The sequence below is a fragment of the Phaeodactylibacter xiamenensis genome, assembly GCF_000759025.1.
GTDB lineage: Bacteria > Bacteroidota > Bacteroidia > Chitinophagales > Saprospiraceae > Phaeodactylibacter > Phaeodactylibacter xiamenensis.
The window spans coordinates 19481-37735 of record NZ_JPOS01000083.1 but is presented as its reverse complement, the minus strand read 5'-3'; the positions used below and the strand labels follow the sequence as shown (position 1 = coordinate 37735).

Below are 18255 nucleotides of genomic sequence, written 5' to 3'. Positions count from 1 at the left end.
GTGGTCAGTCAACTATTGCCCACGGATTTGCTTTCTTCTAAAAAGCATCTGCAATCACCAATCTACAAACATTAAATGAGTAAACCGAAGCCAGGCCTTACCCGAGAACTTCTTTCTTTCGATAAAGTGCCGCAACTGTCTGAACGGGATCTAGCCTATACTACCGCCGACCCAAGACTCAAACCTTTTTATAAGTACCCGGTAACGCTGGAGGCCTTTGAATCGGTCATTCGGGACAAAGCCTTTGACCAGGAACGCCGGGAAACACTGGTCCGGGCTCTCAAAGCGCAATACGCGGGCAAGGAGCTGAGCAAGCTCACCAGCAGCAGAATAGATGCTCTGCTCGAAGCCAACACCTATACAGTGACAACGGCCCACCAACCCAGCCTGTTTACAGGGCCACTGTACTACATTTATAAGATCATTTCCACCCTCAATCTGGCGGAACAGCTTGGAAAAACCTATCCGGATTACAACTTCGTCCCCATATTCATTACTGGAGGGGAAGACCACGATTTCGAGGAAGTGAACCATCTGCATATTTTTGGCAAAACCGTAACCTGGGAAAACGGCCACACCGGACCTGTAGGACAAATGCCACTGGACGGATTGCAGGAAGCTTTGGACACCCTTGCAGATATCATGGGCGATTCGCCTTCCGCTCAGGAACTGACGAACCTCTTCAAAGCTGCCCTTGAGGGGAAAACGAAGTACGGTGAAGTCGCTTTTGACCTGACCCACCGCCTGCTTGGCGAGTACGGGCTCGTCATACTAGACCCCAGCCATCCGGACTTAAAAGCTTCTTTTACTCCTTTTGTCCATAAGGAGATTTTTGAGCAGCCTTCCAAGCTACTCGTAGAAGGCACCGTCAAAGAGCTGGAAGCTGCTGGTTTTTCAGAACAGGCGTATCCCAGGGAAATTAATTTTTTCTACCTGGGCGAAGGCTTCCGGGAGCGTATTGTGCAGGAAGGAGAAACATTTAAAGTGCTCAATCAGGATATTTCCTGGACTACTGAAGCGCTCAGGGCAGAAATCGAAGCCCACCCACAGCGGTTCAGCCCCAATGTAGTCATGCGGCCTATCTATCAGGAGCACATCCTGCCCAATCTGGCCTACATTGGCGGTGGCGGAGAGATTGCATACTGGCTGGAGCGAAAGAAACAATTCGAAGCTTTCGGCCTGAATTTCCCTATGCTCATCCGACGAAACTCAGTGCTTTTCGTTGACAAGGGCACCCGCAAACGCCTGGACAAACTCGATCTTCAGGTAGAGGACCTCTTTGGTGACATTGAAGCACTGATTAAAGCGTACGTAAGAGAAAATACCGAAAACGAGATCAGCTTGTCGGAGGAGAAAAAAGCTTTAGCGCAGGTTTTCAAACAGGTAGAAGCCAAAGCTCAGGAAGTAGACCCTACATTGCGCAAAGCCGCAGCTGCTGAAGGAGCCCGGCAGTTGAACAGCCTGAATCAGCTCGAAGGTAAGCTCATGCGGGCGGAAAAGCAACGCCATGATACTGCGGTTAATCAGATGCGCACACTCAAAGACAAGCTTTTCCCCAATAACGGGCTTCAGGAACGCTACGACAACTTCACAATGTACTACCTCAAATACGGCCGGGGCTTTTTTGAAGCGCTGATGGAGCATCTCAACCCCCTTGACAACCGTTTCGTTGTGCTTATTGATGCCTAAACCGGCCCCCGGCCGAATTAAAAATGCACTGCTGAGACAGGTTCAGCAGTGCATTTTTTGTTTCCCGCAAATAAAAAATGAAAGTTTTTTGAGCTTTTTGCCCTGGAATTAGCGCCTGAAAAATACTTTTATTCTCACAAATTTAAAACAGATCTCTTCTTATATAGCAATTCACTTGATTTACTTTGTTTGTTTTTTTTCACAATAGCCCGTTTTTGTCTTTGTTATCCCTTGCAATTATTAAGATGTTTGTAATGTCAAACGAAGATAGAAGCCGATGAATGAATCGGCTCTCAAAATTTGGGATTTTTATTTGGGATTTTAGTTTGCCACTTATAGCAAGTCGGATCTGGGAAAATCTGACTTGCTATACGGCAACTACTTCCAAACCTTGAAAGACTATTAAGCCTCCTCATCAGGAGAACTAAATATAAAGATTTATACTTTTCAACTAGCTCTTGCTAGTTTTCGTACATGTTCATGGGATTATGAATGATAAGTCGTACTGAGATTCAGTGCGACTTATTTTTTTGCGCTAAAGATAACGTAAACCCTGGAAAGCAAATACTAAGAGCCGTGCGAACATCTAAAATTTTTCTTAATACGTTGGTTTTCAAGAAAAAGATGTGCTTTTTCTGGAACATTCAACAGAGGTATCCGTATAGATAATTAAAGGCAGGGATGCGGGCCCACCTTAAAAAGAAATGTTTGGTACACCTATTCCCGGCAAACTTCCAAAAAGTGATTGGAAGTTTGAAGCAAAATTTGTTTCTTTGTGACATAAGACGCCGGAATGCGTCTACACACACAGTAGCAAACATCTTGCCCCACCATTCCCCTTGGCTCCGGAATTTCCGGAGTTCCCTTCACGAAGAAAAGATCATAGCATTTGCTATGGTTGTTTGGTGTTTTTCCAGGTTTGACGATAGTCAGTAAACTTATTTATCGGTAGAAATTAGTGGTATTTAGTCTAACCATGACTATTATATATGCCTTGGTCTTTACTGATCCTAATCTGTTAAATACCATTTTTCAGCTAACAAATTCATAATCCAGATGCAAAGAATTTTACCATCTTCCATTCGCACAAGTTTGTTGTGTAAGCTGAAGAGCCCCAAAAACCGCATTATTCTAATGCTACCGCTCTTCCTGCTTTCCTTTCAAGTCTTACAGGCGCAGATCACAGTTGACTTTCAGGTCACTGAACCTGCCTGTTTTGGCCAACCGAACGGTAGCGTTACGGCAACCGCTTCCGGAGGGAACGCCCCTTACAGCTATACCTGGAACACAGGTGCGGTAGGGCCGGTACTTTCCGGGGTTACAGCTGGCACTTACACCGTTACTGTGGTGGATGCCTCCAATAATTCCGCCATTAAGAATGTTACAGTAACCCAGCCGGATTTGGTCAATGTAGATATCACAGCTGATAATTGCACATTGCCTATCACCATTACGGCAACAGGCAGCGGTGGAGAATCACCTTACAATTACAACTGGAATACAGGACAAAACGGTTCGACCATTACTGTTCCGGGAGCAGGCACCTATTGTGTCACAATGACCGATCAGGACCTGTGCGGTGCAGTGGAGTGTATAACCGTTGATTTCACGCCTCTGGATGTAAATGTTAATGTCAACAATATCACCTGCCCGGGCGACAACAACGGGCAGATCACCGCGACACCAATTGGAGGCACCCCTCCTTTCTCCTATCTTTGGAATACTGGTGCAACCACTGCCTCCATCAGTGGCCTTGCTCCTGGCACCTATACCGTTACCTTAACAGACAGTGAAGGCTGTCAGGCGGTAGGCTCAGGCACCGTGATTGAACCGCCCGCTCTATTTGCCAATGCAACCGGGCAAAACCCGGTCTGTGTGGGTGACGACAACGGCTCTGCCTCCGTAGTTGCTTCAGGTGGCACCCTGCCATACAGCTATCTGTGGAGTACCGGTGCAACGACTACTTCCATAGCAGGGCTTGTTCCCGGGGGCTATTCTGTAACAGTTACGGATGCCAACGGCTGTATTGCCGTAGATAATGTAGTCATCGCTCCTTTGTCTAACCTGAATGTATCCCTGCAAAAGAACGACGAGAGCTGCCCTGATCAGAATGACGGGTCCATTACAGCATTCCCGGTAGGTGGTGTGCAGCCGGTTTCCTACAGCTGGAGCAATGGTGCGACTACCCAAACAATTTCCGGTCTGGCACCGGGTGTGTATGCCGTCACGGTTACGGATGCGCAGGGGTGTCAGGATGTCGCTTCTACCATAATTATGGCTGCTACAAATCTTGAAATTACGATCATTGGAAGCGACGTTACAGTCTGTGATGGCACAAACGGCTCTGCAACTGTTTCTGTCACCGATGGAGCGGGTCCATTCACCTATCAGTGGAGCACGGGTGCGACGACTCAGACGATTTCCAACCTTCCCGGTGGTGTATATATGGTAACGGTTACCGATGTGAATGGCTGTACAGCTACCGATGCGGTGATGATCGACACTCCACCTAACCTGATTGTTTCCGTCATTACCTCTGAGTCTACCGTTTGCCTGGGTGAGAATACCTCCACAGCCACTGCAACTGTTTCAGGTGGCACGGCTCCATTCAACTATCTCTGGAGCACAGGAGAGACTACTCAGCAAATTACGGGCCTGGGCGCAGGCACCTATACGGTTACCGTAACGGATGCCGCGATGTGTCAGGATGTTGCCACGGTGGTTATTGAAGCTGCACCAAGCCTTGGCGTAACCATCAGCGGAGACGAAACCGTTTGCGATCCGGAAGGCGAAGGATTTGCCACTGCCACTCCAATTGGCGGTACCCCCCCGTTTACCTATAACTGGAGCAACGGCAGCTTTGCTGCTTCCATTGGCAACCTGCCGGAAGGCACCTACACCGTTACGGTGACTGATGCCCTTGGTTGTACTGCAATCGAGTCTATTGACATTGAAATTGTGGATGACTTTATTCTTGACATTATTGTAACCAACCCACTCTGCCCGGAAGACGAAAACGGCAGCATCCTTGCTGAAGGTTGGGGAGGCACTCCTCCTTACATTTATCAGTGGAGTAATGGCGTTACCGGCACCCCACTGCTTGAAAACATCGGCGCAGGCAACTATAGCGTGACCGTCACGGACCAGAACGGTTGTCAGCTCATTGAAAACTTCACGCTGGTTGACCCACCAGCTGTAGTGGCAGATATTTCAGCGACTCAGGAATTGTGCCCCGGCGAAACAACGGGCATGGCGATGGCGATGGCCAGCGGCGGAACGCCTCCGTATACCTATCTGTGGAATACCGGTGCCACGACTCAAATGATCACAGGACTAAGCGCAGGAACTTATACAGTGACCGTGACAGATGCTAACGGATGTGAAGACCTCGCAGCGGTTGTTATCGAGGAAGCATCAGAGCTCATTGTGGTGATCAGTGGAGATGAAACCATTTGTGACCCGGAAGGCGAAGGGCTTGCGACCGCTATGGCTTCCGGCGGAAACCCGCCTTACAGTTATCAATGGAGCACAGGGGCAATCACACAGGCTATTGCCAACCTGCCCGAAGGTTCCTACAGTGTAACAGTAACGGATGCACTGGGCTGTACTGCCGTGGATGAAATTGACATTGACATCGTAGATGATTTCATTCTGGATATCATCGTCACCAATCCGCTCTGCCCCGGTGATGAAAACGGTAGCATCCTGGCTGAAGGCTGGGGTGGCACACCGCCTTACATTTATCAGTGGAGCAACGGTGTGACCGGTACCCCGCTGCTTGAAAATATTGGAGCTGGCAACTATAGCGTTACCGTCACGGATCAGAACGGATGCCAGCTCATCGAAAACTTTGTATTGGCAGACCCTCCTACCCTGGTAGCAACGATCAATGCCACAGTTGAGGTATGCCCGGGCGAGTTTACCGGAACAGCCATGGCTGTAGGTATGGGAGGAACGCCTCCTTATACTTACGAGTGGAATACAGGAGCGATAACTCAAATGATTACCGGCTTAGGTGCAGGCACTTACACGGTTACCATCACCGACGCTAACGGCTGCCAGGCCGCAAAATCCGTTGAAATCGGTGAATACGATGGCGTTACGGCTGTAATTACCGGAACGGACATTGTATGTGGTTCTGAGACAGATGGTATGCTCACCGCCATGTCTACATCAGGCACACCACCGTTTACCTACGTGTGGAGCACCGGCGCGACCAGCCAAACCATTATGAACCTGGGTGCAGGAACCTACAGCGTTACGGTCACGGATGCTAATGGCTGTACAGACGATACGTCCTTCACCATTGATGTAAGCGATGACCTTGCCGTCAACGGTACAAGCAAAAACCTTCTTTGCTTCGCAGACGGCACAGGCGAAGCAACAGCTAACCCCACCGGCGGCACCCCTCCTTATACCTATCAGTGGAATAACGGATCTATGGCGCCTGCTATTCTGGGCGTCCCCGCAGGCTTCTACAGCGTTACGGTAACGGATGAAAACGGCTGTACGGCTTCTCAGACCTTTGTTATTTCTCAGCCTACCGAAATACAGGTAGATGCGAATGCCGGCGGGCTGGTTTGCCCCGGCGACATGAACGGAACAGCCATGGCAATGGCAAGTGGCGGCACGCCTCCCTACACTTATGAATGGAGCACCGGTGCCACCACACAAATGATTACCGGCCTTGGTGCTGGCACTTACACTGTCACTGTTACCGATGTCAACGAATGTGAAGCCACGGCAACGGTAACTATTGAAGAAGCGCCTGAACTCGACATCAATGTAGATGCCCCCGAGGTGGTTTGCGGAGCTGGCAATACCGGCGAAGCTTCTGTAGAGGCTATAGGCGGACTGCCACCTTACACCTACGAGTGGAGCACCGGTGAGTCCGATACCAATATTGAAAACCTCCCTGAAGGCACTTATTCCGTTACGGTGACGGATGCCAACGGCTGTACGAAGGTAGAGGAAATCTTTATTGAGGTCATTGAAGACTTTTCCATTACAGTAGTGCCAAGAGACGTGCTCTGCAACGGTGATAATACCGGCAGTATTTTGGTGACTGCTGAGGGCGGTACCGCACCCTACTCGTATGAATGGTCTACCGGCGATACGCTCAGCGAGCTGATTAACCTGCCGGCAGGGCAATACAGCCTGACTGTCACGGATGCCAACGATTGTACGCTATCCGAAACCGTAACAATCGGCGAGCCACCATTGCTTGAACTTGACCTCGATGTGACTGACGTTACCTGCGCAAATGCGGGCGATGGGCAGGTCATTATTAATGTATCAGGAGGCAATGATGCCAGCTACACGATCTTTGTAGATGGCAATGAAGTCGTTTCCAACACTATTACCGGACTCTCAGGACCGGACACGCTTATCGTTACAGTGCGGGATGCCAACTTCTGCGAAACTTCCGACACTGCCATTATCAATGAGCCGGAAGCGATAGAGCTGAGCCTTGATGTACAAAACAATCCTTGTAATGGAGATATGCTCGGTGCAGTGATGACCACTGTTTCCGGAGGAAATATGCCTTACAACTTCGAGTGGAGCAACGGCGCCGGCACTCCGGACCTCATGGGCGTGCCCGCTGGTACTTACTCCGTAACGGTAACCGATATTGAGGGCTGTACCGCAACGGCAGAAGCTACCGTAGCTGAGCCAGACCCCATCAATATCACACTTAATAAAACGGACATTTTCTGTGACGACGATGGCACGGGTTCTATCACGGCTGTGGTAACCGGCGGTACGCCTGCTTACACCTACGAGTGGAGCAATGGTGAAACAACGGCTACCATTGATGGCCTTCAGCCTGGCCAGTACACCGTTACGGTAACAGACCTGAACGAATGTACAGCCATGTCTTCGGTCACCATAAACGCATTCCCAAGCCTGAGCCTGACACCGATCGCCACTTCGCCACAGTGCTTTGGCGAATCAACCGGTGCAGCAGCAGTCTCTGTTTCCGGTGGTACGCCACCGTTCTCCTATCAGTGGAACACGGGCAGCACCACGCCGGAACTTATTGACATCCCGGCAGGCATTTACGAAGTTACCGTAACCGATGATGCCGGTTGTACCGGAACAGCAATTGTAGGCGTAGCACAGCCGGAAGAATTAATTGCTTCCATATCCTCCTCTATGACGGAGGACGTTAGCTGTAATGGTTTGTCTGATGGCCAGGCCAGTGTGGAAGTAACCGGCGGCACCATGCCCTTCACCTACGAGTGGAGTGATGGTCAAACCACGCCAACGGCTACCAACCTGTCCGCCGGAACTTACACCGTAACAGTCACCGATGCTAACGATTGTGCAGATGTCCTTACCGTGGAAATTAATGAGCCAGAAGCGATTGACCTCAACATCTCTGCCGATGTAGGCAATACTTGTGAGAATACAACCGATGGTGCTGTAAGCGTTAGCGCAACGGGAGGTACGCCTCCGTTCTTCTACGAGTGGAGCAATGGTGCAACAACACCTTCTATTTCTAACCTGCCGGCAGGTACCTACACCGTCACGGTTACTGATATTGCAGAGTGTACGGCTACGGCGAGCATTGACGTGAATGCCTTCCCTGCTCCATCCTGCTCTATTGAAGTAACGAGCCCTATCTCCACGGCTGGCAACGATGGTGAAGCAACTATTACGGTCACAGGAGGCACAGCACCTTACACTTACCTCTGGAGTGATGGCCAAACCACGGAGACCGCAACCGGCCTTGCTTCCGGCGACTACACCGCAACCGTCACCGATGCTAACGGCTGTGAAACGACTTGTATGGTAACGATTGCACCACCGGCTCAGCTTGGCGACTATGTCTGGCTGGATGAAGACCGCGATGGCATTCAGGACCCGAACGAACAGGGCATCGAAGGCGTGATGGTCATCCTGCAGATTCCTGCTGAAAATGACCCGATCAATATCGATACGATGTTCACAGATGCCAATGGCTTCTACCTCTTCAATGTAGATCCGGGCGAGTACAAAGTACAGTTTATTGCACCGGGAGGCCTGGTCTTCACTGCTCCTAACCAAGGGGTGGACGATGCACTTGACAGCGACGCCGACACCCTCATGGGTATGACAGGTATCTACGTTATCAATGCAGGAGATTCTAACCTGACTGTTGATGCCGGTCTTTACACCAAGTGTGACAACATCGACGATCCGGGGCTCATTGGTCCAAACCAGTTCCTGTGCGGTCCTGGCAACGACCCAGACCCCATCATCAATATCGAATCACCATCAGGTGGTAGTGGTGCCATAGAATACCTGTGGATGCAAAGTACTATTGCCGGGCCATTCAACCTTCAGACCTGGCAAATCATCCCAGGCGCTACCGGAGACTCTTATGATCCGGGGCCACTTTCTGAAACCACTTACTTTGCACGCTGTGCCCGCCGGGAATGCTGTATTGTATACCTTGAAAGCAACATCGTTACTATTGAAGTAGGTAATGTGGCTGTAGCGGACATCAATGGTCCCGACTTCATCTGTGTGGATGAGCCAACGACCTTCTTTGCAGGCCCAACTGGTGCTAATGCTCAAATTCAGTGGTCCTTTAGCCCGGGGCTCAGCCCACAAAGTGCAACAGGCCCACAGGTTAGCGTTACGGCTTCCTCACACGGTTCCTTCACCATTACGCTGCAGGTGACCGAGAATGGGTGTACTTCCACGGATATCGAGACCATTACTGCAACCAACAGCCCGTTATACTGTGGTTCGCCGATGCCGCTCACCGCAGAAGTCACCAATGAGGTGGACGGAGAAGTCATGGTCAGCTGGATGACGGAAGAGTTTATTCAGGATCATACCTACACCGTCGAACACTCTGCTGATGGCGGAGAACGATTTGTGGAAATTGCGACCGTAGAAGAGCCCTCTGCCTACCTTGGTGTAATGAACTACTACGAGCAAATGCATGATAACGCCAAGCGCGGCCGCAACCTCTACCGACTGCGGATTGAAAACCCACAGGGTGATATCTTCTACTCTGAAGAGGCCGAAGCAATCCTCTACGGAGATTCGGAAATTGCGCTGCTTTATCCGAACCCTGCCGAAGAAGTGGCTACACTCGAGCTATTTGAAACCTTCGGGGAATCCGTAACAGTAGAACTCTTGGGTGTTCAGGGCAATGTCATCTATTCACAGCAGCTGGCACCCGATGCGCAGCAACTGGAACTGGATGTAAAACAACTGCCATCCGGCACCTACTTCGTTAAGCTGAACTACAGCAAGTCAGGCGTTAAAGTCCTGAAACTGACGAAGAAGTAAGCGAATTTGTTAGCTTTAGTATATTAAAAGCTGTACCGGGAAGCCTCCCGGTACAGCTTTTTTTATCCCTCTCCTTTCTTTTTAAATTCCAGACTCCGCTTTTTTGGTCCTGAAAAGTCCTTTTAGAAAAGAAAAAATTAACCCTAAACTGCTGTAATTCAACTGATTGACAGAATCAAAAATCCATTTAACTAAATTCCTATCGGATTAGTATTGTTTTATTCGGAGTAAGGCTGTATACTTGCACTATGAAACAAAAGCAATATACCATGCAAGCTATGATGAGCCACGAGATGTTCCGGCGGCATCTGCGAATGCGATGTTGTTGTTGCTCCTGCCCTACCCTCTGATTCACGATTCTTTCCCTGCTGAATTTTCAAACCAAATTGCCGGGCTAATTGGAACCGATTGCCCCTAAAATGCTATTGACCAAACCCAAAAAGTTTGACCATGCCTGCTACAACTATACCCACTGAAGACCACAAAGATATTGAGGAACTGAAGCAACGGATCGATGGCTTCTATTCCGGAAAAGAAGATGAAGAACGCTTCAAGCTGTACCGCCTGACCCGCGGTGTTTACGGGCAGCGGCAATTTGGGGTGCAGATGTTCCGCACCAAGATACCCTACGGCAAAATTACTACCGCTCAGCTCAAAGCCCTTGCCGATATCTCGGAGCGCTATACCAACGGGAACCTTCACCTGACTACCCGGCAGAATGTGCAAATGCATTTTGTCAAGCTTAGCGATTCGCCGCTAATCTGGGAAGACCTGGCAGCGGCAGGCCTGACCGCCCGGGAAGCCTGCGGGAATACCGTACGCAACATTACGGCTTCTCCCACAGCTGGCATTGATCCGGAAGAGCCTTTTGATGTGGCACCTTATGTACAGGCGACTTTCGAATACTTCCTGCGCAACCCGATTTGCCAGGAAATGGGGCGTAAAATCAAGCCTGCCTTTTCTTCCAGCGAGCGGGACTCTGCCTATACCTATTTCCATGACTTTGGCTTCATCCCCCGTCTGCGGGAACACGGAGGCGAATTGCGCCGGGGGTTTAAGGTGGTCATTGGTGGCGGGCTCGGTGCCGTAGGTGCCATTGCCCAAACTGTTTACGAATTCCTGCCAGACGACCAGATTATCCCCTTCATGGAAGCCTGCATCCGGGTATTTGACCGCTACGGAGAACGCGAAAAGCGGATGAAAGCCCGTATGAAGTTTCTGATTAAGAAAATGGGCGTTGAGGCATTCATGAAGCTGGCAAAGGAAGAATGGCCCAGCCTGCCTCAGCAGTCTGTCCCGATAGTCCCGGAGGAAGAAGAGGTACTTCTGCCTGATGCACCCCAGGGGCGTCCTGAAATTAAGGATCAGGCTCACTACCAACGCTGGCTGGTCCTGAATACTTTCCGCCAGAAACAGGAAAGATTTTACGGCGTGCAGGTAAAAGTACCACGCGGAGACATTCACGCCCGTGTTGCCCGCCCGCTGGCCGATCTCGTCAAAGCTTATGCTGCCGATGACATCCGGATAACGGTACAACAGGGATTGTTGCTGCGTTTTGTCCGCCCGGAGGCCCTGCCTTACCTCTACAACGGGCTACAGGCGCTGGGACTGGCAGACCTCGGCGCGGACAGCATCGCGGATATAACCTCCTGCCCGGGTACTGACACCTGTGCATTAGGCGTCACCAACAGCACCGGGCTGGCCTCAAAACTGGAGCAAGTCTTACTGGAAGAATACGAAGAATTGCTGGAGACCAGCGATATCCGGATAAAAATCAGCGGCTGCATGAATTCCTGCGGGCAGCATATGGCCGCGCAAATTGGCTTGCATGGCAGCTCCATAAAAACCGGTGCGCAGGTGCTGCCAGCGATGCAGGTTGTGTTGGGCGGAGGTGTCTCTCCTGAGGGCGAAGGCTTCATCGCCCAGAAGGTCATAAAATTGCCTACAAAGCGCATCCCGCAGGCGCTCCGGACCCTGCTTGATGATTTCCAGTCAAACAGCACGACCGGGCAACGATTCAATAAATACTTTCAGGAACAGGGGAAGCGCTACTTCTACACCCTGCTCAAGCCTCTGGCAGAAACGGATAACCTGATCGCTGAGGACTACTTTGACTGGGGGCAGGACGAGGCCTACCGTCAGGAAATTGGCGTCGGAGAATGCGCTGGTGTTACCCTCGATGTGATTGGGACCATTTTGGGCGAAGCTCAGGTGAAGTACCAACTGGCAGAGGAAGCCATCGACGCAGAAGCTTTCGCGGATGGCATCTACCATGCCTACACCAGCATGATTATCGGTGCCAAAGCGCTGCTGCTCGCCAGGGATGTCAATTGCAATACCCATCGGAAAATCCTGAAAGACTTCCAGGAGCACTATATCGCCACCAACGATTTCCCGGCGCTGACCGAAGACTTTGAAGCCTTTGTACTGGAAATGAAAGAGCAGGCACCTACTCCTGAATTTGCGGCCACTTACCTAAAAAAAGCGCAATCCTTCCGCAAACGCGTCATTGCCGTGCGGGAGGCACAACTCAAGGAAGCTGGTCAGGATAAGCTCGTTGTCGATAACTACTACAAAGCCTGAGCCATGAACAAAGAACCTAAGATCACATTGGTAGGTGCCGGCCCGGGCGATCCGGAGCTGCTCACGCTGAAAGGCGCCCGGGCGCTGCGCACCGCAGATGTCATTCTGTACGATGCCTTAATTGATACCCGGCTGCTCAATCACGCCCGCCCCGAAGCGCCCCGCATTTTTGTAGGCAAGCGGGCTGGCGCACACCGCATGTCGCAGGAGGAAATCAATACCTTGCTCGTAAAATCAGCAAAGGCACATGGCCATGCTGTCCGGCTGAAAGGAGGTGATGCCTTCGTATTCGGGCGAGGCAAGGAAGAAACCGCCTACGCACAGGAACAAGGCATCCCGGTGGAAATCGTACCGGGTATTTCCAGCTGCATCGCGCTTCCGGAATTGCAGCAGGTACCGCCCACAAGCCGTGGTTACAGTGAAAGCTTCTGGGTCATTACAGGCACTACCCGTTCCGGCGGCTTATCCGGAGATATTGCGCTTGCTGCCCAGTCTACAGCAACCGTTATTGTCCTCATGGGCATGCGGAAAGCAACCGCTATCGCGCAGGAATTCATCAAGCAGGGAAAAGCCGACCTGCCTGCAATGGTCATTTCCAAAGGTTCCACCGCTGATGAACGGCGCGTACTCGGTACCGCAGCAACCCTGCCGGCGCTCATTGAAGCAGCGGCACTGCCCCGTCCCGGCATTTTGGTCTTTGGGGAGGTCGTGCGGCTGCACCCCAACTGGAACTATCAGGCCATCGCTGCCGAACAACCCCTAAAAGAACGCGCCTGATGAAAAATACGCTCTATCCCGTTTTCCTAAAGCTTGACCGCCTGAAGATGCTCATCGTAGGTGCCGGAGAGGTGGGGTGCGAAAAGCTAACCTTTCTGCTCAAAAGCAGCCCGGATGCACATATTACCGTGGTGGCCCGAGAGGTGCTGCCTCCTGTTTCAGAGCTACTGGAGCATTATCCGGATGTTGACCTCAATATCATTCGAAAAGACTTTGAACCGGCAGACACAGAAGGTTTCGACCTGGTTATTGCCGCAACGAACTTTGAAGATTTGAACCGGCAGGTACGTGACGCCGCAAAAGCCCACGGAGCCCTGGTCAATGTAGCCGACACACCGGCACTTTGCGATTTCTACCTCGGCAGTATCGTGACCCGCGGCAGCCTGAAAGTAGCCATTTCCACCAACGGGCAGTCCCCCACCTTTGCCAAGCGTTTCCGGCAGTGGCTGGAAGCTATACTCCCTGAGGAAACGGATGCCCTGCTCAGCCACCTCAAAGTCTTCCGGGACCAACTCAAAGGAGACTTCGAAACCAAAGTAAAAACCCTCAACGATTTGACAGCCTCGCTCGTAGAGGAGCGCCAAAACCAACAGACATGGTAAGCCATACGCATATGACACAACAATGGTCAACACTTGACGTCAAGCAACTCAACAAGATTTTCACCCCGCTGACCTTTGAGCAGCGGCTCCTGATGCTGAGCCGGTTCTTTCCGCAGGAGGATGTGCTGTACACCTCTTCTTTCGGCACCCGTTCCGTGATGCTGCTGCACTTGGTGTCCCGCTTCCGCCCTAAGCAGCCGGTGCATTTTATCAATACGACTTTTCATTTCAAGAAAACTTTGGAATACCGCGAGCAAATTGCGAATGAGTTTAGGCTAAAGGTAATTGATGTGCTGCCGGACCAGGCTCAGAATGAGATCACAGCAAAGGAACGGTGGTGGCACTCTAACCCGGACGTATGCTGCGCCGTCAACAAGGTGCTGCCACTTGAGCCGATCAAGGCAAAGCATAAGGTTTGGATTACTGGCCTAATGGCTTATCAAACCGGATACCGGTCATCCCTTGCCGTCTTTGAAGAGCAGGATGGCATTCTCAAGTTCAATCCGCTCATCGACATTGACGAGGGCGAATGGTACTTTTACACGGATTATTACAAGCTGCCCCGCCATCCGCTTGAAGCGCTGGGGTATGGTTCCGTAGGCTGCGAGCATTGCACCGCCAAGGGGCAGGGTCGGGCAGGCCGGTGGAAGGGCAAAACCAAGACCGAATGTGGTTTGCACCCTGCCGGCTTTGTCAATCAGGTGCAAGAAGGTAAATAACGTTAAAACTCTATTTAGGCAAAAGTGTTTCTTTCACGGAACACGACAATTGGAATCAATGATACAGACTGACATTCTCATCATTGGGGCTGGGCCCTGTGGATTATTTACGGTATTTGAAGCGGGTTTGGTAAAACTGCGCTGCCACCTGGTTGATGCTTTGCCACAGCCGGGCGGGCAGCTTTCTGAAATATACCCCAAGAAGCCTATTTATGATATTCCGGGTTATCCGAGCATCCTGGCACAGGAACTGGTGGACAACCTCATGGAGCAGATCAAGCCTTTCAATCCTGGCTTTACGCTGGGCGAACGGGCGGAAACTATCGAACGGCTGGAGGACGAGTCTTTCCTCCTACGGACCAACCGGGGAACGGAAATCAACGCGCCAGTGATCTGTATTGCGGGAGGGCTGGGCTGTTTTGAGCCCCGCAAGCCTCCCATCAGTAACCTGGCACAATTTGAAGACCGTGGCGTGGACTACATCATACGCAATCCCGAAGATTACCGGGACAAGAGAGTCGTGGTAGCCGGTGGTGGCGACAGTGCGCTGGACTGGACCATTTTTCTGGCGGATGTGGCAGAAGAAGTGACCCTTATTCACCGCCGCAAGCAATTCCGGGCGGCACCGGACAGTGTGGAGAAGGCTTTCCAACTGGCAGAAGAGGGCCGCATCAAGCTGCTGACCGATGCGCAAGCTGTTGGGCTGAAGGGGAATGGCAAACTCACCGACGTGGTGATCAAGCACAAAACGGAAGGCGAGGTGGTCAAATCTACGGATCATTTTATCCCGCTCTTCGGGCTTTCGCCAAAACTGGGGCCCATTGCAGACTGGGGCCTGAATATCGATAAGAATGCCATTGAGGTGGACACCTTCGATTACAGCACGAATGTGCCGGGCATTTATGCCGTTGGTGATATCAACACTTACCCTGGCAAGCTTAAGCTTATCCTCTGTGGCTTCCACGAGGCGACCCTGATGGTACAATCCGCTTACAAGCAGATCAATCCGGATAAAAAGCTGAGCTTTAAGTATACCACCGTAAATGGTGTGGAAGGGTTCTAACCAAACCTTCGTCAAAAAACGATCAGAAATCCGGTGTCAGCCCAGGTAGGGTTGCACCGGATTTTTAGTTGTCCCAGCTGCCCGCACGGGCTTTCATGGCAGCAGCCCGCTCCTGTCCGAGGTAGTTGTCAATAAGGTAATGCGCCAGGTAAATTAATGGTGTCAGCACAATGGCCATCATAAATTTGTAGGCGTATTGCACCGTCCCCACTGCCAGCAGCTGACTCCAGCTCCAGGGCTCCACGTTGCCCACCAGTTCCGGACCAAACTTGAAGGCAATGGCAAGCACGACAAAGCTGTCGACCAGCTGTGAAATGAGGGTAGAACCGGTAGCCCGCAGCCAAATCATTTTCTCGCCCGTCGCTTCCTTAATTTGATGAAAAGACATTACATCCACCAGCTGCGCAATCAAAAAAGCCGCCAGGGAACCCACGATGATCAGCAGCCCCTGCCCCAGGATCACACTGAAGGCATCCTGCATATCCGGCACGCCTTTATTGACATTCTGTCCCACCCACCAATCGGCTGGTGACAGCTGAATAGCTGCGAAAATCATGAAGAAGGCATAGGTAATCAATCCTACCGCCAGGAAAGAGAGCAGTCGGATGCCGCGTTTGCCATAGTATTCATTGATGACATCCGTCATGACGAAAACGATGGGCCAGAGCAAAACGCCCGCTGAAAACTGCAGCGCCCCGCTTTGTCCAAAGAGGTTGAAATTGAAACGCTCCCACCCCATCGTGTCTTCCAGTGCAAAGATTTTGACCCCGATGAACTCAGCAACAAGCGCATTGGCAACAAAAAATCCACCGAGGATAACAAACAGAAAAGTAGGCCGGTGCTCCAGTACATCAAGAATTTTGAATTTTGAAGCGCTGTTCGTTTCCGGATCCTGCTGCATAACACCGTTTGTTTCTCCGCTTTCCATGGCTTAAAGAATGTTTACCCCAGCAAAATCAAATTTTATGCCTTATTGTTTGATTATTCCAGAAAAATTAGTTCCTTTTTTTACCAAAATCCCGCCGGGTTCAACATCCTCCCGGTAGGACCGTTTTTAGAATACAACCAACCAGCATATGGGAAAAAAGAATAAAAACAAACGTGTAGGCGTAGTATACTCTACCAATCCGGATTTTGACTACGACTACAGCCAACCGGAAGAACAAGATGAAATCCCCACCAATCAGCAGCGTCTGCGGGTGCTGTTGGACCGCAAACAAAGGGGCGGCAAGGAAGTCACCCTTATTACCGGCTTCCAGGGCCCCGCTGACCGCCTGAAGGAAATCGGCAAAATGTTGAAAACCAAGTGCGGTGTAGGCGGCAGTGCCAAAGATGGGGAAATCCTCATTCAGGGCGACCACCGTGACAAAGTGGTGGAGTTGCTTAAAAAAGAAGGTTTTTCGGACACTAAGAAATCCGGTGGGTAAGGCCTACGATTTCCGGGCTTCTTTCCAGGCTTTCACCATCATGACCACGCGGCTGTAGTTTTTAATCCCCTCTTTGATGCCCTGCGCCTTGAGGTAGGTATCGTAGGCGGCATAGCGCAGCTCCGGCATGATATCAGGGTACTTTCTCAAATTGTCATTGATGGCATCAAGGTCTGCCTGAATGCCTGTAGGCAGCTGTTCCCGAAATGCAAAGTAAGCTTCCCGGTCGTAGCGGAGGTAGTGCGCGGCAAGGGTGCGGAAGTGATCCAGGTGCCCGGCATAAGCAATAAGCGGGTCCGCTGAGCGGGTGCAGGCTACGTAGGCCCAGAAATTGCAAGTCCCTTCATCTCCAAAACCGTAGCCGTGGGACAGTTCGTGGGCCATTACGGGGATAATAGATAGCGGATCAAGCCCGGCATCCACCTGCCCTTCCCCCGACCAGGGGAAATACATGCCCGAGGAGCTGAACCGGAGAAAAATCCCCCTGGGATAGATACGCTTAGCCCGAACTTTACCGGTAGTGGGGAAGCCCAGCTCGCTGAGTACGCTTTCCAAGTCTTCTCGCAACTGCTCTTCCAAATCTTCCGGCAGAAAAGACGCATCAATAGCGGCGGTATCCGCGCCCTGTATTTTTTTTCGTAGTGCGATTACCTGTTCCGCCTCATCGATCAGTTCTGCCTTCAGTGCCTCAATCGGCAGAGGGCTGAGCACTAAGCCCAATTGCTGCTCTACCGGCACCCGTCCATAATTGTAGCCCCAAAGTACCAAAAAGAAAAAAACAGCCCCGCCCGCAAAGCCAAGCAGCCCGAGCACTGCCCGGACACCTTTTTCCAAACGGGATACCGACATGCGCCAGAGTGCTCTTGTTTTCACGAAAATGCCGACCAGCAACGCCAGAACAACCAGGTAAAGAACCGGAAAAGGAAGATAAGCTACCGTGTAGTCAATAAAAGTACGGATGCCCAGGAAAAAGCCCCGGCTGTAGTATTGTTCGGTCCATTCGGGGTAAGCCCCCAGAAAGAGGCGCAGCAGAATAGCTGAGACTCCCAACCCGGCCCAAACCAGGCTACTTTTGTATCTGTTCATGCAGCAATAAACTTTTCTTT

At 51.2% G+C, this 18255-nt stretch carries 10 protein-coding genes; 8 read left to right on the top strand and 2 right to left on the bottom strand.

Annotated elements, in window-relative coordinates; all coding sequences use genetic code 11:
• The first annotated feature begins 75 nt into the window (after positions 1–75).
• The 7 genes from bshC to IX84_RS23015 all read left to right on the top strand — a co-directional run bounded on the left by bshC (position 76) and on the right by IX84_RS23015 (position 15722).
• Entirely contained in the window at positions 76–1689 is a 1614-nt protein-coding gene (gene bshC / locus IX84_RS23045; protein WP_044226419.1) for a bacillithiol biosynthesis cysteine-adding enzyme BshC, read from the top strand.
• Positions 1690–2823: 1134 nt separating this feature from the next.
• The gene (locus IX84_RS33100) at positions 2824–9978 is read left to right on the top strand and encodes an SdrD B-like domain-containing protein (RefSeq protein ID WP_044226417.1); all 7155 of its coding nucleotides are present in this window, start codon (positions 2824–2826) and stop codon (positions 9976–9978) included.
• A gap of 450 nt (positions 9979–10428) precedes the next feature.
• Positions 10429–12561, top strand: a complete 2133-nt coding sequence (locus IX84_RS23035; RefSeq protein ID WP_044226415.1) for a nitrite reductase — start codon at positions 10429–10431, stop codon at positions 12559–12561.
• A gap of 3 nt (positions 12562–12564) precedes the next feature.
• Positions 12565–13338, top strand: a complete 774-nt coding sequence (gene cobA, locus IX84_RS23030; protein WP_044226413.1) for a uroporphyrinogen-III C-methyltransferase — start codon at positions 12565–12567, stop codon at positions 13336–13338.
• Complete coding sequence (locus tag IX84_RS23025) at positions 13338–13940, top strand: precorrin-2 dehydrogenase/sirohydrochlorin ferrochelatase family protein (protein ID WP_044226411.1); 603 nt, start codon at positions 13338–13340, stop codon at positions 13938–13940. Before cobA ends, IX84_RS23025 begins: the two co-directional genes overlap by 1 nt.
• Positions 13934–14659, top strand: coding sequence for a phosphoadenylyl-sulfate reductase (locus tag IX84_RS23020; protein WP_238578327.1), 726 nt, complete (start codon positions 13934–13936; stop codon positions 14657–14659). Before IX84_RS23025 ends, IX84_RS23020 begins: the two co-directional genes overlap by 7 nt.
• A 58-nt stretch (positions 14660–14717) precedes the next feature.
• Entirely contained in the window at positions 14718–15722 is a 1005-nt protein-coding gene (locus IX84_RS23015) for an NAD(P)/FAD-dependent oxidoreductase (protein WP_044226409.1), read from the top strand.
• A 64-nt stretch (positions 15723–15786) separates the two neighbouring features.
• Here the strand turns inward: IX84_RS23015 and IX84_RS23010 are convergent, their stop codons facing one another.
• Positions 15787–16623, bottom strand: coding sequence for a queuosine precursor transporter (locus IX84_RS23010; protein ID WP_044227181.1), 837 nt, complete (start codon positions 16621–16623; stop codon positions 15787–15789).
• A gap of 175 nt (positions 16624–16798) precedes the next feature.
• On the opposite strand from IX84_RS23010, the gene IX84_RS23005 reads away from it, so the two are divergent.
• A complete protein-coding gene (locus tag IX84_RS23005) occupies positions 16799–17149 on the top strand; it encodes a translation initiation factor (RefSeq protein WP_044226407.1) in 351 nt (116 codons plus the stop codon).
• 3 nt (positions 17150–17152) lie between these two features.
• On the opposite strand, the gene IX84_RS23000 is transcribed toward IX84_RS23005, so the two are convergent.
• Positions 17153–18235, bottom strand: a complete 1083-nt coding sequence (locus IX84_RS23000) for a DUF3810 domain-containing protein (protein ID WP_044226405.1) — start codon at positions 18233–18235, stop codon at positions 17153–17155.
• Positions 18236–18255: the final 20 nt, after the last annotated feature.

Bases quoted from the DNA above. Each gene is read 5' to 3' on its own strand.
- IX84_RS23015 (WP_044226409.1), top strand. From the start codon at position 14,718: ATGATACAGACTGACATTCTCATCATTGGGGCTGGGCCCTGTGGATTA.
- IX84_RS23005 (WP_044226407.1), top strand. From the start codon at position 16,799: ATGGGAAAAAAGAATAAAAACAAACGTGTAGGCGTAGTATACTCTACC.
- IX84_RS33100 (WP_044226417.1), top strand. From the start codon at position 2,824: ATGCTACCGCTCTTCCTGCTTTCCTTTCAAGTCTTACAGGCGCAGATC.
- IX84_RS23025 (WP_044226411.1), top strand. From the start codon at position 13,338: ATGAAAAATACGCTCTATCCCGTTTTCCTAAAGCTTGACCGCCTGAAG.
- IX84_RS23020 (WP_238578327.1), top strand. From the start codon at position 13,934: ATGGTAAGCCATACGCATATGACACAACAATGGTCAACACTTGACGTC.
- IX84_RS23035 (WP_044226415.1), top strand. From the start codon at position 10,429: ATGCCTGCTACAACTATACCCACTGAAGACCACAAAGATATTGAGGAA.
- bshC (WP_044226419.1), top strand. From the start codon at position 76: ATGAGTAAACCGAAGCCAGGCCTTACCCGAGAACTTCTTTCTTTCGAT.
- IX84_RS23000 (WP_044226405.1), bottom strand. From the start codon at position 18,235: ATGAACAGATACAAAAGTAGCCTGGTTTGGGCCGGGTTGGGAGTCTCA.
- IX84_RS23010 (WP_044227181.1), bottom strand. From the start codon at position 16,623: ATGCAGCAGGATCCGGAAACGAACAGCGCTTCAAAATTCAAAATTCTT.
- cobA (WP_044226413.1), top strand. From the start codon at position 12,565: ATGAACAAAGAACCTAAGATCACATTGGTAGGTGCCGGCCCGGGCGAT.